Here is a 13,966-nt window from a genome sequence, read left to right as displayed (position 1 = left end):
CGACCGGATCACTTTGGAGGAGGACCGCTGTGGCACTCTCGATCTCGGCCGTGGTGCTGTTCGCGATCATCGTCTTCATCCTGATCAAGAAGTCGGGACTGAAAGCGGGGCACGCGGTGGTGTGTGTGCTCCTGGGTTTCTACCTGGCGAGTTCGTCCGTCGCTCCGACGATCAAGGAGCTGACGACGAACGTGGCGGACATGGTCGGCGGCATCAAGTTCTAGCGCCCGTCTCCGCGCCGGGTATGTCGGTGGGGCGTTCTAGGCTGTGGGCATGACGGAAATGCCAGGTAGGCGCCTGCTCCTCGTGCATGCGCACCCCGACGACGAGTCGATCAACAATGGCGCCACCATGGCCAAGTACGCCGCCGAAGGCGCCCAGGTCACGCTGGTGACCTGCACGCTCGGCGAGGAGGGCGAGGTCATTCCGGGCGAACTGGCCCATCTCGCCCCGGACCGGGAGGACATTCTCGGCCCGCACCGGATCGGCGAGTTGGCCGCCGCCATGAAGGAGCTCGGCGTCACCGACCACCGCTTCCTCGGCGGCCCCGGCCGGTTCCGCGACTCCGGAATGATGGGCGCCCCGCAGAACGAGCGGGAGGGCGCCTTCTGGTCCACCGATTTCGACGAGGCCGCGGCCCACCTCGTCGCCGTGATCCGCGAGACCCGCCCGCAGGTCCTGATCACGTACGACCCCGACGGGGGCTACGGGCACCCCGACCACATCCAGGCCCACCGCGTCGCGATGCGCGCCGCGGAGCTCGCCGCCGAGACCGCCTTCCGGCGCGACCTCGGGGAGCCGCACGCGATCGCGAAGGTCTACTGGAACCGCGTGCCGCGCACGGTCGTCGAGGAGCGGTTCCGCCGGCTCGCGGGCGTGCTCGACGCCACACCCTTCGACGTCGCCGCCGTGGTGGACGACGTGCCCGGAGTCGTCGACGACGAGCGGATCACCGCGGCGATCGACGGCCGGCCGTACGTCGAGCGGAAGGCGGCCGCGATGCGCGCGCACGCCACCCAGGTCGACGTGCCGGACGCGGGCACCGTCTTCGCGCTCTCCAACGGGCTCGCGCAGCCGCTGTTCGACATCGAGTACTACGAGTTGGTGCGGGGCGAGCCCGGATCGCCGTACGAGAACGACCTGTTCGAGGGTCTTGAGGGAGTGACCGAGCGATGAGCGGCGACAAGAACGGGCGGGCCGCGGCGTCCAGCGGCAAGGCGGCTCCCGGCGGCAGGCCGGCTCCCGGTGGGCCGTCGGCGCAGAACGTCGACCTGCCCTTCGGCTTCGGAGGGTTCGGCGCCGGGCGGACGGTCGCCCTGCTTGTCCTTTTCGTCCTCGGCGCGGTCGTCGCGGTCGGCGGGGCGCTCGTCCAAGGGGGCTGGTTCCCGGGCGGGTTGCTGCTCGCGCTCCTCGGGGCGGCCGGACTGTTCCTCGCGGGGGCGCGCCTCGCGGGCGGTCGCGCGGGGGCGGTCGCGCCCGCGGCCGGCTGGGTGCTCGCGGTGATCCTGCTCACCGCGAGCCGTCCCGAGGGTGACTTCTTGTTCGGCGCGGGAGTCGGCTCGTACCTCTTCCTCCTCGGAGGGATGGCAGTGGCTGTGATGTGCGCCACCTTCTGGCTGCCCGGGCAACCACCCGCGCCCGCCGCCCGACTTGGGAAGTGACGTAGCACTTTGGGTCGTCGTGCGGCGCGCGCCGTTCCGGATTCGTCATCCGTCGCACCGTGACTTCCGGCGGCGGCCAGTATGGTGGTGCGCGCCGCCGAGCAGCCCGCGAGAGGTCGAGACGGGCGGCGGAGCCAACCGGGAGAACCTGCCTTGAGTCGTGAAACTGACAGTTCGTCCTCCGGGCCCCAGGGGCGCGGCGCTGCCGCCTACCCGTCGGGGACGCCTCCGTACGGATCGCCCGCGCAGGGCGCGGCGTCCGGTGACGCCGGTCCGACGCCGCCGGGCGACCAGGGCGCCCCGGAGTCACCCAAGACCGAGACGACGCTGACGACCCGGATCCGGATCAACATCCCCGGCTCCCGGCCGATCCCGCCGGTCGTCATGCGGACGCCGATGAGCGATGTCGACGCCAACCCGGAGAGCGGAGCAGGCAAGAGAGCCGACACAGGCCCCGCAGCCCCCGCCGCGCCCGCGCCCGACGCGACGCAGGGCGGCCGCCCCGCGCCGTCCGTGCCGTCCACGTCGTCCGCCTCGTACGGCGGCCCGGTGGACACGGGCTCCGCGCCCGCGGCCCCCGAGGCCTCCGCGCCCGCCGCTCCCGCGCCGCAGCGCGAGGAGAAGACGAGCGACTGGTTCGCGCCGCGCAAGCCGCGCGGCGGTGCGGGTGCTGCGGGCGGTCCTGCGACCGGCGCGGTTCCGACTGGCGGCACGGGTGGCCAGGGTGCCCCCACGCCGCCCGCCCCGGGCTCCAACGGCGGCGGCCCGTCCGGCACTTCGGGCGGCCCGATGGGCGGACCCACCGGCGGCCCGTCCGGCGGCCCCTCGGGCGGTCCGTCCGGCGGTTCCTCCGGCGGATTCGACGTGTCCGGCGCCGTGGCGGCGGGCCCGCTCGGTGCGGGCGGCGCCCCCGGCCCCCGCGACGACCTGCCGTTCTTCTCCGCCCACCAGGACCCGGGCGCGCCCGACCGTGGCGAAGGTCCCACCGGACCCTCGGGCCCCACCTCGGGCCCGACCGCCGGCGACGGCCCGATGGTGCCGCCCGGCGCCCCCAACCCGCCGGTCCCCGGCGCCGGTCAGTCGCCGCCGCGGATGAGCGACGACACCGCGATCCTCACGCCGCAGAAGCCGGCCCCGGAGCCGCCCGCGGGCGGCAACAGCTCCAGTGGCAACGTCTCGGGTGACACGCTCACCAGCGGCATGCGGGTCGTCCCCTCGGCCGGCGGCGGCCCCAAGACCCCCGGCGCATCCGACCCGTTCCAGCAGGGCCCCGACGGACCCGCGGTGCACACCCCGCCGAAGCTGCCCGACCCGGTGCCGTCCACCCCCGCGCCCAAGAAGAAGGGGCGCAACAAGCTGGTGCTGCTCGGCGCGGGCGTCGTCGGCCTGGCCGGAGTCGCGTACGGCGCGGGCCTGTTGATGAACCACTCCGACGTCCCGAAGGGCACCACCGTCGCGGGCGTCGACATCGGCGGCGGCACCCGCGACGAGGCGACCACCAAGCTGGAGAACGCCCTCGGCAAGCGCACCGAACAGCCGCTGAAGCTGCAGGTCGGCGGCAAGACGGTGCAGATGGCGCCGGAGCAGGCGGGCCTCACCCTCGACACCGCGTCGACCGTGGCCGCGGCCGCGGGCAGCGACTACAACCCGGTGTCGGTGATCGGCTCGCTGTTCGGCAACGAGCGGGTCGTGGCCCCGGTCATGCCCGTCGACGAGGAGAAGCTGGCCGCGTCCCTGCAGCGGGCCGCGGGCGGCGCCGCGGCCTCCGGCGAGGGCACGATCAAGTTCGCGCCGGGCAAGGCCGTTCCCGTCTACGGCAAGACCGGCAAGGGCCTCGACGTCGCCCAGTCCGCCGCCGCGGTCAAGGACGCGTACAACACGCAGATCGAGACCGGTGAGTCCCGGACGGTCCCGCTGGCGACGTCGACGCAGAAGCCGACGATCTCGGACGCCGAGGTCGACCGGAAGATGCAGCAGTTCGCCGAGCCCGCGATGTCCGGACTGATCACGGTCAAGGCGGGCGGCGCCTCGATCCAGTTCGGCCCCGACAAGTCGCTGCCGAAGATCCTGAGCGTGCAGCCGGTCAACGGGAAGCTGGTCGAGAAGTACAACCTCCCGGAGCTCAAGAAGCTGTACGGCACGACCTTCGACGGCGTCCTCGTCACCCGCGGCACCGGCAAGAAGACGCCGGTCCAGCCCACGGACGTGGCCGCCGCCATCGGCAAGGCGCTGCTCGGCAAGACCACCGCCGAGCGCACCGCGGAGATCCAGACGAACGCCTCGTAGCTCCGCCCGCGTCACGAGTCCCGCATGACATCCGTCATGCGGGACTCACGCTTTGCGACACTGCCGCGCACCCCCGCCCACCGGCGACGCTTACTGCCATGACGACACAGGCAGCGGTCACCTTCACCGGGGTGACGAAGACGTACGGGACGGTGCGGGCGGTCGACGACCTGGGCCTCGAACTGCACGCGGGGGAGACGGTCGCCCTGCTCGGCCCGAACGGCGCGGGCAAGTCCACCACCCTCGACCTGCTCCTCGGCCTGCGCCCCGCCGACACCGGCGAGGTCCGGGTCTTCGGCACGAGCCCGCGCGAGGCGATCACGGCGGGCCGGGTCGGCGCCATGCTGCAGAGCGGCGGCCTGATGGACGAGGTGACCGTGCGCGAACTCGTCCGGCTCGGCTGCGCCCTGCACCCGAAGCCGTACCCGGCCGACGAGGTCCTGGCCCGAGCGGGACTCGCGCAGATCGCCGACCGCAAGGTCAACAAGCTCTCCGGCGGCCAGGAGCAGCGCGTCCGCTTCGCCCTCGCCACGGCCGGCGACAGCGACCTCATCGTCCTCGACGAGCCGACGACCGGCATGGACGTGAGCGCCCGGCAGGCGTTCTGGGCGACCATGCGCGAGCAGGCCGAGCAGGGCCGCACGGTGCTGTTCGCCACGCACTACCTGGAGGAGGCGGACGCGATCGCCGACCGCGTCCTCGTGCTGCACCGCGGCCGCCTCCTCGCCGACGGCACGGCCGCCGAGATCAAGGCGAAGGCCGGCGCCCGCAGGGTCTCCTTCGACCTGGAGGGCGTAATCGACGAGGCCGCGATCAAGGGCCTGCCGTTCCTGACGAGTGTGGACGTCTCCGGCCAGACGGTCCGCATCCAGTCCACCGACGCCGACGCGACCGTGCACGCGCTGTACGGGCTCGGCGTCTACCCGCGAGGTCTCGAAGTCGCCGGACTCGGCCTGGAACAGGCCTTCGTGGCGATCACCGAGGCCGAGGAGGCCAAGTCGCTGTGAACGCTCTGATCAAGCTCGAACTCACCCGGGCCTTCCGCAACCGGAAGTTCCTGTTCTTCTCGGTGATCTACCCGTCCGTGCTGTTCCTGCTGATCGCGGGCAAGGCCGACACCGCCACCATGGTCGACGGCACGGGCCTGAGCCTTCCCGCGCTCATGATGGTCTCGATGGCCTCCTTCGGCGCGCTCACCGCCGTCCTCATGGGCAACAGCGAGCGCATCGCGAAGGAGCGGGAGAGCGGCTGGGTACGGCAGTTGAGGCTCACCACGCTGCCCGGACGCGGCTATGTCCTCGCCAAGACCGCGAGCGCCGCCGTCGTCTCGCTGCCGTCCATCGTGGTCGTCTTCGTCGTGGCCGCGGCCCTCAAGGACATTCGCTTCGACGCCTGGCAGTGGCTCGCGCTCACCGGCTCGATCTGGGCCGGCAGCCTCGTCTTCGCCGCGCTCGGCGTGGCCATCGGCTATCTCGCCTCCGGCGACGCCGTCCGCCCGATCACGATGATCACGTACTTCGGCCTGTCGATCCTGGGCGGCTTGTGGATCCCGATGAGCGGATTCCCGCAGTGGCTCCAGAACATCGCGGAATGGCTGCCCACGCACGCGTACGCTGCCCTCGGCCAGGCCATCGAGCTGGGCGGCGCCCCCGACGCCAAGGACGTCGCGCTGCTCGTCGCGTACTTCCTGATCTTCGCGGGCGGCGCGGCCTGGCTGTACCGGAAGGACACGTTGAAGGCGTGAGTACGGAACTGGACGGGCGGACCGGACCGGGCGGGCAGGACACGCTGCCGAAGATCGGCCAGCCGCCGGAGAACCGCCGGGAGACCTTCCTGAAGCTCCTCTGGATCGGCATGTGGCTGGCCTTCCTCGGCAGCCCGGTCGCCGACCTGGTGAAGGGCGAATACGGGCCGACGGCCACGGTCCTCGGCGCGCTCGGCCTGGTCGTCTTCATCGGCTGCTACGTCATCCTCGTCGTACGCCGGATGGCCCGGCCGGTGGGACGGTTCGCGGTGCAGGCGTCCCTGGCCGTGCTGCCGGTGCTCGCCGTGGTCCTCTCACTGACCCTCGGGGCCGACTGGCTCGTCCTGTTCGTGTACATCTCGGTGGCCTGCGGGGCGGTCCTGCCGCTGCGCTGGACCCGGCTCGCGATCCTCGTGACGGCGGCCGTCATGGTCGGCGTCGGACTGCTCCTCGACACGGAGCCGCAGTACTGGCTCCTGGTGCCCGCCCTCCTCGCCGGCTTCTCCATGATCGGTGTCCGCGAACTGGTCCGTACGACCAGGGAACTGCGGGAGGCCCGCGCCCAGGTCGCCCAGCTCGCCGCCAACGAGGAGCGGCTGCGCCTCGCCCGCGACCTGCACGACCTGCTCGGCCACTCCCTCTCGCTCATCACGCTCAAGAGCGAACTGGCCGGGCGGATGCTGCCCGCCCACCCCGACAAGGCGGCCGACCAGGTCGCCGACATCGAGAAGGTCAGCCGGCAGGCCCTGGTCGACGTCCGCGAGGCCGTCAGCGGCTACCGGCGCGCCCGCCTCACCACCGAACTCGCGGGCGCCCAGGCCGCGCTGACCGCGGCGGGCGTCGCCGCGGACGTGCCCCTTGAGGCCCCGGAGCTGCCCGAGGCGCAGGAGTCGGCGCTCGCCTGGACGCTGCGCGAGGCCGTCACCAACGTCGTACGGCACAGTGGCGCGCGGCGTTGCGTCGTGGACGTCACCCGGCGCGAGACCCTCGAAGGGCCCCGCGTCGAACTGACCGTGGAGGACGACGGTTCGGGCCCCTCCGGGGCGCCCCCGGGCAACGGCCTCACCGGCCTCGGCGAACGCCTCACCGCGGTCGGCGGGACCCTGGAGACGGGCGCGGCACGCGGCGGCGGCTTCCGGCTGGCGGCCCGGGTCCCGGCCGCCGTGGACGGGGGCGCCGCGGCTGCCCGTCTAGGATCCGGCGCATGAGCGTGATCAAGGTGTTGCTGGCCGAGGATCAGTCGATGGTGCGCGAGGCGCTGGCCGCGCTGCTCGGCCTGGAGGCGGACATCGAGGTCGTCGCGCAGGTGGCGCGCGGTGACGAGGTGGTGGCGGCCGCCCGCGCGCACGCGGTGGACGTGGCGCTCCTCGACATCGAGATGCCGGGCTGCACGGGCATCGAGGCGGCGGCCCAACTCCGCGAGGCCCTGCCGGAGTTGAAGGTCGTCGTGCTCACCACGTTCGGCCGGCCCGGCTATCTGCGCAGCGCCATGGAGGCGGGCGCGGCCGCGTTCCTGGTCAAGGACGCCCCGGCCGCGCAGCTCGCCGAGGCCGTACGGAAGGTGCTCGCGGGCGAACGCGTCATCGACCCCACGCTGGCGGCGGCGGCCCTCGCGGAGGGCGCGAACCCGCTCACCGACCGCGAACGCGAGGTGCTGCGCGCGGCGGCGGACGGCGCCACCAACGCGGAACTGGCGGCCGCCCTCCACCTGTCCCAGGGCACGGTCCGCAACTACCTCTCGGTGGCGATCCAGAAGCTGGCGGTGCGCAATCGCGCGGAGGCGGTGGCCGCCGCGCGGGAGAAGGGCTGGCTGTGAACTTCGCCGGACCGGCGGCTCAGTTCAGCATCGCGCGGGCCGCCCGCGCCTGCTCCCGCACCGACTCCGCCGCCGTCTCGTCGACGGCCCCGACCACGTCCGCGTACGCCTCCAGCTCCACCGCCCCGTTCACGAAGTCCCCGCGGCGTACGAGGAGCTGGGCCCGCTCGTAGCGCAGCCGCGCCGGGTGCGAGGGCAGCAGCAGCGACAGCTCGACGGCCCACAACGCCACATCGGAGCGCTCGGGCCGCGTCGCCGCCCACGCCCGGATGTTGTTGAGGATCCGCAGCACCACGTCCAGCGGATCGGCGGGCCGCAGCATCGACGGATCCAGCGGCCCACCCGTCGCCCCCGCCACGAGCGTCTGCGCGTCGGCCCCCGTCAGCACCCGGCCCCCGTCGAACGGGTCGGCCAGCACCTGCTCGTCGGCGGGACCGAAGCCGACCACGAAGTGCCCCGGCAGGGCCACCCCGCACACCGGCGCCCCGGCCCGCCGGGCCACCTCCAGCCACACCACCGACAACAGGATCGGCAGCCCTCTGCGACGCCGTACGACCTCGTGCAGGAGCGACGACTCGAGCCGCTGGTAGTCGTTCGGCGTGCCGTGGAAGCCGGTGCGCGCGCCGAGCAGCTCGGCGCACGCGGTGGCCCAGGCGCCCGGCGAGGCGGGCCGGTACGGCAGCCGCCCGGCGAGCTCGTCCAGCTCGATCTGCACGGCGTCCATGCCGGCCTCGTCGAGCGAGGGGTCGCCCTGCGCGGCGAGCAGCAGACACAGCTGCGCGAGGTCGGGCCGCTCGGCCCGCGCCTCTTCGGCGAACCGCCGCCGCAGCTCCGTGGAACGGGGGGAAAGGTGGGGGGACATACGTGCCTCGTGCCCTCTCAGGCCGATCGATACGGCAGCAACCGGTAAGGCATTCGTCGCTGAGGCATCAGCCGGCGTGCCGTTCCGGAGCACGGTAGTGGTGCTGTGTCTCCCGGGGGGCAACCCCCGGACCCCCGGCCGGAAGAGCGCGTCACCCGCCATGCCGTTCCGGAGCACGATAGTGGTGCTGTGTCTCCCGGGGGCAACCCCCGGACCCCCGGCCGGAAGAGCGCGTCACCCGCCATGCCGTTCCGGAGCACGATAGTGGTGGTACGTGTGATGCGTGGCGAAATCCATGCGGTCGTAGAGGGCGCGCGCCCCCTCGTTGTCCGCCTCGACCTGGAGCCAGGCCGCCGACGCGCCCTCGTCCAGCGCCTGCCGCGCGAGCGCCGTCATCACGTCCGTGGCGAGTCCCCGACGCCGCTGCGCTGGATCGACCTCGACGGCGGCGAACCCGGCCCACCGCCCGTCGACCACGCACCGCCCGATCGCGGCGGGCACGTCACCCTCGCCCGGCACGGTCGCGAACCACACCGAAGGCCCGGCGCACAGCACCTTCAGCGCGACCTCGCTCGCTCCCTTGCGCTGGTAGCGCGCGAGCCACGCCTCGTCCGGCTCGCGGCTCAGCAGCACGTGCGGCGCGTCCGGCGCGTCCCCGATGGGCGCGAGCGCGGCGACCCGCAGCTCGGCGCTCACCTCGCGCACCCACCCGCGCGCCTCCAACTCGGCGCACAGCACCTCCTGCGCCCCCTCCGCCCCGGTCGCCGTCTGCGCGTACGCCGGAAGGCCACGGGCCGCGTACCACTCCTGTACGTGGCCCAGCGCGTCGTCGAGCGGACACCCCGGGTCACCCAGAGGGAGTACGGAGTTGGCCCGACGGGTGAACCCGGCCGCGGCCCGCAACTCCCACTCGCCAAGCCGCTCGCTCTCGATCGGCTGCCACGCGCGCGAGGCGGCACGAGCGAGCTCCGGATACGTGGCCGAGGGGCCGCGGCGGCGGGCGGGCGCGGCCGGCACCACCTTCCCCGCGACCAGCGCGGACTCCTCGATCCGCACACCTTCACCGTTTCTCCGTGTGACGAGGAGCACACCGTCGTTCCACGATGTGAGAACTCCGACCGTGTCGGTGAACTTTCGACCCGCGGAACCCTCCCCGCTCACCCGTCGTACAGAGACGCGTTTCCCCACGTCAGCGCCTGTAATGCGGACTTCCAGGCGTCCGCCCGCAGTGAATTCCACAGCTCGGCCCACCCCTCCTGTTCGGATCATGCCCAGGAACGGAGATACTAGAGGCGGGCATCGACGACGCCGCGCTCCCGCGCGCCAGGCGGCGGAGCCTGCGGAGGCCCGCCAGCGCCCTATCGAGGAGGAACGACAGCGTGACCTACGTCATCGCGCAGCCTTGTGTCGACGTCAAGGACAAGGCGTGCATCGAGGAGTGCCCGGTCGACTGCATCTACGAGGGCAAGCGGTCCTTGTACATCCACCCGGATGAATGCGTCGACTGTGGCGCCTGTGAGCCGGTCTGCCCGGTCGAGGCGATCTTCTACGAGGACGACACTCCTGAGGAGTGGAAGGACTACTACAAGGCGAACGTCGAGTTCTTCGACGATCTCGGTTCGCCCGGTGGTGCCTCGAAGATGGGCCTGATCGACAAGGACTATCCGTTCATCGCCGCACTGCCGCCGCAGAACCAGTAACAGCGTTCAGCGGTACGCACAGGCGCTGCCCCGGTCCCGTACGGCTCTGACTGCCGTACGGGACCGAGGCATTTGTCCACCACGTCGCGAAGAGAGCCACGTCGCGAAGAAAGCATCACGAGGAAAGCGAGCCACCCAGGTGTCCACCGTCCCGGCCCCCATCGACCGCATCCCCGCCTTCCCCTGGGACAAGCTGGAGCCGTACAAGAAGACGGCCGCGGCGCACCCGGACGGCATCGTCGACCTCTCCGTCGGCACGCCCGTCGACCCGGTGCCCGAGCTGATCCAGAAGGCGCTGGTGGACGCCGCGAACTCGCCGGGCTACCCGACGGTCTGGGGCACTCCCGAGCTGCGTGACGCGCTCGTCGGCTGGTGCGAACGCCGCCTCGGCGCCCGCGGCTTCGACCACACGAACGTCCTGCCGGTCGTCGGCTCCAAGGAACTCGTCGCCTGGCTCCCCACCCAGTTGGGTCTCGGCCCCGGCGACAAGGTCGCCTACCCGCGCCTCGCGTACCCCACGTACGAGGTGGGCGCCCGCCTGGCCCGCGCGGACCACGTCGTCTACGACGACCCGACCGAGCTGGACCCGGCCGGCCTGAAGCTCCTGTGGCTCAACTCCCCGTCGAACCCCACGGGTCGGGTGCTGGCCAAGGGCGAGCTGAAGCGCATCGTGGACTGGGCGCGCTCGCACGGCATCCTGATCTTCTCCGACGAGTGCTACCTGGAGCTGGGCTGGGAGGCCGACCCGGTCTCGGTCCTGCACCCGGACGTCAACGGCGGTTCGCACGAGGGTCTCGTCGCGGTCCACTCGCTCTCGAAGCGCTCGAACCTGGCGGGGTACCGCGCGGCGTTCATCGCGGGCGACGCCTCGGTGCTCGGCCCGCTCCTCCAGATCCGCAAGCACGGCGGCATGATGACCTCCGCGCCGACGCAGGCGGCGGTCGTCGCGGCGCTCGGCGACGACGAGCACGTGCGGGTGCAGCGGGAGCGCTACGCGGCCCGCCGCGAGGCGCTGCGCGCGGCTCTGCTGGCCCACGGCTTCCGCATCGAGCACAGCGAGGCGAGCCTGTACCTCTGGGCCACCCGCGACGAGTCCTGCTGGGACACGGTGTCCGCCCTGGCCGACCTCGGCATCCTGGTGGCCCCCGGTGACTTCTACGGCGAGGCGGGCGCCAGGTTCGTCCGCGTAGCCCTGACGGCCTCGGACGACCGGGTGGCGGCTGCGGTGAGCCGCCTGACGTGACGGGGGCGGGGGCGCGGCGACGTCCTCCGGGACGTGGCGGCGGTGACCCGCTTGCCCTGACGGGGGCGGGGCCCGCGGCGACGTCCTCCGGACCGCGGCAGCGGTGACCCGCCTATCTCCCGCGCCCACCCGCCCCCTCCGGGGGCGTCGGCCCCACGGGGTGCCGCGCCCGCCTGGGGCACCGTGCCGTGCGGGTTCACGGGGTGCCGCGCTCGCCTGGGGCACGGTGCCGTGCGGGTTCACGGGGTGCCGCGCTCGCCTTGGGTCACCGTGCTGTGCAGGCCCACGGCCGCCCGCGCCCGCCTCTCGCACGCCTATCTCCCACCCGCCCGCCCCTCCAGGGGCGTCGGCCCCACGGGGTGCCGCCTCCGCCTGGGGCACCGTGCCGCGCGGGTTCACGGGGTGCCGCGTCCGTCTTGGGCCACCGTGCTGTGCGGGCCCACGGGCGCCCGCGCCCGCCTATCTCCCACCCACCCGCCCCCTCCGGGGGCGTCGGCCTGACGGGGCGCCGCCCCCGCCTGGGGCACCGTGCCGCACAGGCCCACAGGCCGCCGCCCGCCTAGGGGCACCGCGCCGCGCAGGGCCCACAGGCCGCTGCCCCCGCCTAGGGCACCGCGCCGCACAGGCCCACGGGCTGCCGCCACCCGACTTGGGCAATCTGCCGCCTTGGGCGGCAGGGTGGGCAAGGCGGCCCCCGGTGCCGCGCAACGATGACGAGGGGCGCCGACCCCGGCGAAGCGCCGAACCCCGGTGCCGCGCAACAGGTACGCCGACCCGGCGAAGCGCCGAATCCCGGTGCCGCGCAACGATGACGACAGGCGCCGACCCCGGCGAAGCGACGAATCCCGGTGCCGCGCAACAGTTGCGCACGCCCCGCCCACGGCACCACACCAAAACGGGGTGCCAGGAGCAGAACGCTCCCGGCACCCCGTCCGACCAAACCGGCGGTCAGCCGATCGGCAGGCCACCCAGCGCACCGGTCGGCAGACCGCCACCACCCACCGGCAGCCCACCATCGGTCGCCGCCCCGGCCGTCTCACCGAGCACGTCACCCGCGCTGCCGGCCGCCCCACCCGCAGCCTCCTGCGCGGCCGGCGCGGCGGTCTTCGCGCCCGAGCCCACGACCTTGCCCGCCGCCGGAACGGCCTTCTTGACGGCCTTGCCACCGGTGGAACCGGCGACACCGGTGACGTTCTGCGCCGCACCGTCGACGGTGTTGCCCACGTTCGCACCGTCCAGGGCGGTCACACCGCCCAGGTTCGACGTGGCCGGAAGGTCGACGGCGCTCGCGGAGCCGGCCGCACCGACCACGGGCGCCGCTCCTGCCGCTACGAGCAGCGCGGCACGGGCGATCCGACGGGTCAGGGGGAGGGACATGATGCTCCTTAGACGGGAGAGAACGTTTGATGCCCGGTTGCCGTGCGGCGATCGGACGCCGTGACAACCGCCCCAGGCCCCCGGAAGGTTGCGGGTCGGAAACGTAAAGGGTTCGCAATGTGTCGCATTATCAGTTGTGGGCAGAAACGGGCAAAGTACACGCATCGCCGACCGCTGCAGAACCCTTACACCGCCCCGCCCGCAAGGGTCTTGGGGGCGCGGCCCCACCTCACTCGAAGGTGCCCCGCCGACGTCCACGCGGCATGATCCGCATTACCCGTTCGGGTGAGCCCCGACTACTGCCCGGTGACGATCCGGACCTCGCCGACGGACATCGAGGCCGCCGGACCCGACCGTCCGCCCCGCTTCGCGGACGACGCCTTGCGCCATTTGTCCCCGGACTCACCGGCGGCCCACTCGCGGCCCGCGTAGGAGACCCGCTCGATGCGCAGCGCCGAGGAGTTGGCCACCGCCCACTGCGCCAGCTCCCAGCCGCGCTGCCGCTCCCCGCCCTCGGCCGAGTCGACGGTGGCGGGCACGGGAACGCGGACGGAACCCTCGCCCGACCCCTTCGCGGGCGCCACGTCCCGCCCGAAGTCACGGGTGAGCGCGGCCTTCACGCGCGCGGGTTCGCCGGACCGCGCACCGTCACCACCGACCGCCCGCCCGTCGCAGGTGAGCGACGCGGCCGCGCGACCGGTCAGCGAGGCGGCCAGCAACGTGGCATCCGGCTCGTGCTTCGCGTACGCCTGCGGATAGCCGCTGAGCTGCACGCGCTGCGCGGCCGCGGTCAGCGGGAGCCGCGAGTAGCCGGGGATCTTCGCCAGGTGCGCGTAGAAGCGCTCGGACGCGTACGCCGGATCCATGATCTGGTCCGCGGTGCCCCAGCCCTTGGTGGGGCGCTGCTGGAACAGGCCGAGCGAGTCCCGGTCGCCGTGCTCGATATTGCGCAGCCCCGACTCCTGAAGCGCCGTCGCGAGGGCGATCGTGACGGCGCGCTCGGGCATCCCGCGCGAGGTGCCGACGGCGGCGATCGTCGCCGCGTTGACCGCCTGCTCGGAGGTGAACGTGTACGTCGCCCCGTCCCCGTTCGCCGAGACGACCGTGCATCTCGGTTTGCCGCGGCCCCCGGTGGCGTACTGCACGGCCACGTACGTGGCCACGGCGAGCAGCACGACGACGGCCGCGCCGATACGAAGGAGGCGGCCGCGCCGGACGAGGGTGGGGGGCTCAGGCACGCGTCCAAGGTACTGGAGTCCACTGACACTCCAGCCGCC

Annotated in this window: 14 protein-coding genes; 10 read left to right on the top strand and 4 right to left on the bottom strand. The window is 73.1% G+C overall.

Features of this window, described 5'->3' with window-relative positions; genetic code table 11:
* The first annotated feature begins 29 nt into the window (after positions 1-29).
* From ACOKM3_RS16870 to ACOKM3_RS16835, 8 genes are all read left to right on the top strand, one after another.
* Positions 30-224 carry a hypothetical protein gene (locus ACOKM3_RS16870; RefSeq protein WP_351333402.1) on the top strand — a complete coding sequence of 65 codons (195 nt, stop codon included), beginning with the start codon at positions 30-32 and terminating at the stop codon, positions 222-224.
* 49 nt (positions 225-273) lie between these two features.
* Positions 274-1,176, top strand: a complete 903-nt coding sequence (gene mshB / locus ACOKM3_RS16865) for an N-acetyl-1-D-myo-inositol-2-amino-2-deoxy-alpha-D-glucopyranoside deacetylase (protein WP_426901309.1) — start codon at positions 274-276, stop codon at positions 1,174-1,176.
* Positions 1,173-1,661, top strand: coding sequence for a DUF6113 family protein (locus ACOKM3_RS16860; RefSeq protein ID WP_426901307.1), 489 nt, complete (start codon positions 1,173-1,175; stop codon positions 1,659-1,661). Before mshB ends, ACOKM3_RS16860 begins: the two co-directional genes overlap by 4 nt.
* Positions 1,662-1,814: 153 nt before the next feature.
* Positions 1,815-3,947: a hypothetical protein gene (locus ACOKM3_RS16855; protein ID WP_426901305.1), complete on the top strand. Its 2,133-nt coding sequence runs from the start codon at positions 1,815-1,817 to the stop codon at positions 3,945-3,947.
* A gap of 98 nt (positions 3,948-4,045) precedes the next feature.
* The gene (locus ACOKM3_RS16850) at positions 4,046-4,954 is read left to right on the top strand and encodes an ABC transporter ATP-binding protein (protein WP_426901303.1); all 909 of its coding nucleotides are present in this window, start codon (positions 4,046-4,048) and stop codon (positions 4,952-4,954) included.
* Entirely contained in the window at positions 4,951-5,691 is a 741-nt protein-coding gene (locus ACOKM3_RS16845) for an ABC transporter permease (protein ID WP_426901301.1), read from the top strand. The genes ACOKM3_RS16850 and ACOKM3_RS16845 overlap by 4 nt, the downstream gene beginning before the upstream one ends.
* On the top strand, positions 5,688-6,899 hold the full coding sequence (locus ACOKM3_RS16840) for a sensor histidine kinase (protein WP_426901299.1): 1,212 nt from the start codon (positions 5,688-5,690) through the stop codon (positions 6,897-6,899). Before ACOKM3_RS16845 ends, ACOKM3_RS16840 begins: the two co-directional genes overlap by 4 nt.
* A complete protein-coding gene (locus ACOKM3_RS16835) occupies positions 6,896-7,507 on the top strand; it encodes a response regulator transcription factor (protein ID WP_426901297.1) in 612 nt (203 codons plus the stop codon). Before ACOKM3_RS16840 ends, ACOKM3_RS16835 begins: the two co-directional genes overlap by 4 nt.
* A gap of 19 nt (positions 7,508-7,526) precedes the next feature.
* Here ACOKM3_RS16835 and ACOKM3_RS16830 read toward each other — a convergent pair whose 3' ends face one another.
* Together ACOKM3_RS16830 and ACOKM3_RS16825 are read right to left on the bottom strand one after the other, a co-directional pair.
* Positions 7,527-8,369, bottom strand: a complete 843-nt coding sequence (locus ACOKM3_RS16830; protein WP_426901295.1) for a transglutaminase family protein — start codon at positions 8,367-8,369, stop codon at positions 7,527-7,529.
* A 234-nt stretch (positions 8,370-8,603) separates the two neighbouring features.
* Positions 8,604-9,608 (bottom strand): GNAT family N-acetyltransferase, encoded by a 1,005-nt coding sequence (locus ACOKM3_RS16825; RefSeq protein ID WP_426901293.1) that lies wholly within the window; start codon positions 9,606-9,608, stop codon positions 8,604-8,606.
* 140 nt (positions 9,609-9,748) lie between these two features.
* Between ACOKM3_RS16825 and fdxA the strand changes: the two genes are divergently transcribed.
* Both fdxA and ACOKM3_RS16815 read left to right on the top strand, forming a co-directional pair.
* Positions 9,749-10,069, top strand: a complete 321-nt coding sequence (fdxA, locus tag ACOKM3_RS16820) for a ferredoxin (RefSeq protein WP_266713752.1) — start codon at positions 9,749-9,751, stop codon at positions 10,067-10,069.
* Between the two features lie 139 nt (positions 10,070-10,208).
* A complete protein-coding gene (locus ACOKM3_RS16815) occupies positions 10,209-11,312 on the top strand; it encodes a bifunctional succinyldiaminopimelate transaminase/glutamate-prephenate aminotransferase (RefSeq protein ID WP_426901291.1) in 1,104 nt (367 codons plus the stop codon).
* Positions 11,313-12,260: 948 nt separating this feature from the next.
* Here ACOKM3_RS16815 and ACOKM3_RS16810 read toward each other — a convergent pair.
* Both ACOKM3_RS16810 and ACOKM3_RS16805 read right to left on the bottom strand, forming a co-directional pair.
* On the bottom strand, positions 12,261-12,689 hold the full coding sequence (locus ACOKM3_RS16810; RefSeq protein WP_426901289.1) for an ATP-binding protein: 429 nt from the start codon (positions 12,687-12,689) through the stop codon (positions 12,261-12,263).
* A gap of 296 nt (positions 12,690-12,985) precedes the next feature.
* Entirely contained in the window at positions 12,986-13,927 is a 942-nt protein-coding gene (locus tag ACOKM3_RS16805; RefSeq protein WP_426901287.1) for a heavy metal transporter, read from the bottom strand.
* Positions 13,928-13,966: the final 39 nt, after the last annotated feature.

Source organism: Streptomyces nidicola (assembly GCF_050106155.1).
Lineage (GTDB): Bacteria > Actinomycetota > Actinomycetes > Streptomycetales > Streptomycetaceae > Streptomyces.
Note: the sequence above shows the minus strand (reverse complement) of the source record. Positions and strands in the feature narration are given on the sequence as shown.

Bases quoted from the DNA above. Each gene is read 5' to 3' on its own strand.
- ACOKM3_RS16850 (WP_426901303.1), top strand. From the start codon at position 4,046: ATGACGACACAGGCAGCGGTCACCTTCACCGGGGTGACGAAGACGTAC.
- ACOKM3_RS16830 (WP_426901295.1), bottom strand. From the start codon at position 8,369: ATGTCCCCCCACCTTTCCCCCCGTTCCACGGAGCTGCGGCGGCGGTTC.
- ACOKM3_RS16835 (WP_426901297.1), top strand. From the start codon at position 6,896: ATGAGCGTGATCAAGGTGTTGCTGGCCGAGGATCAGTCGATGGTGCGC.
- mshB (WP_426901309.1), top strand. From the start codon at position 274: ATGACGGAAATGCCAGGTAGGCGCCTGCTCCTCGTGCATGCGCACCCC.
- ACOKM3_RS16810 (WP_426901289.1), bottom strand. From the start codon at position 12,689: ATGTCCCTCCCCCTGACCCGTCGGATCGCCCGTGCCGCGCTGCTCGTA.
- ACOKM3_RS16860 (WP_426901307.1), top strand. From the start codon at position 1,173: ATGAGCGGCGACAAGAACGGGCGGGCCGCGGCGTCCAGCGGCAAGGCG.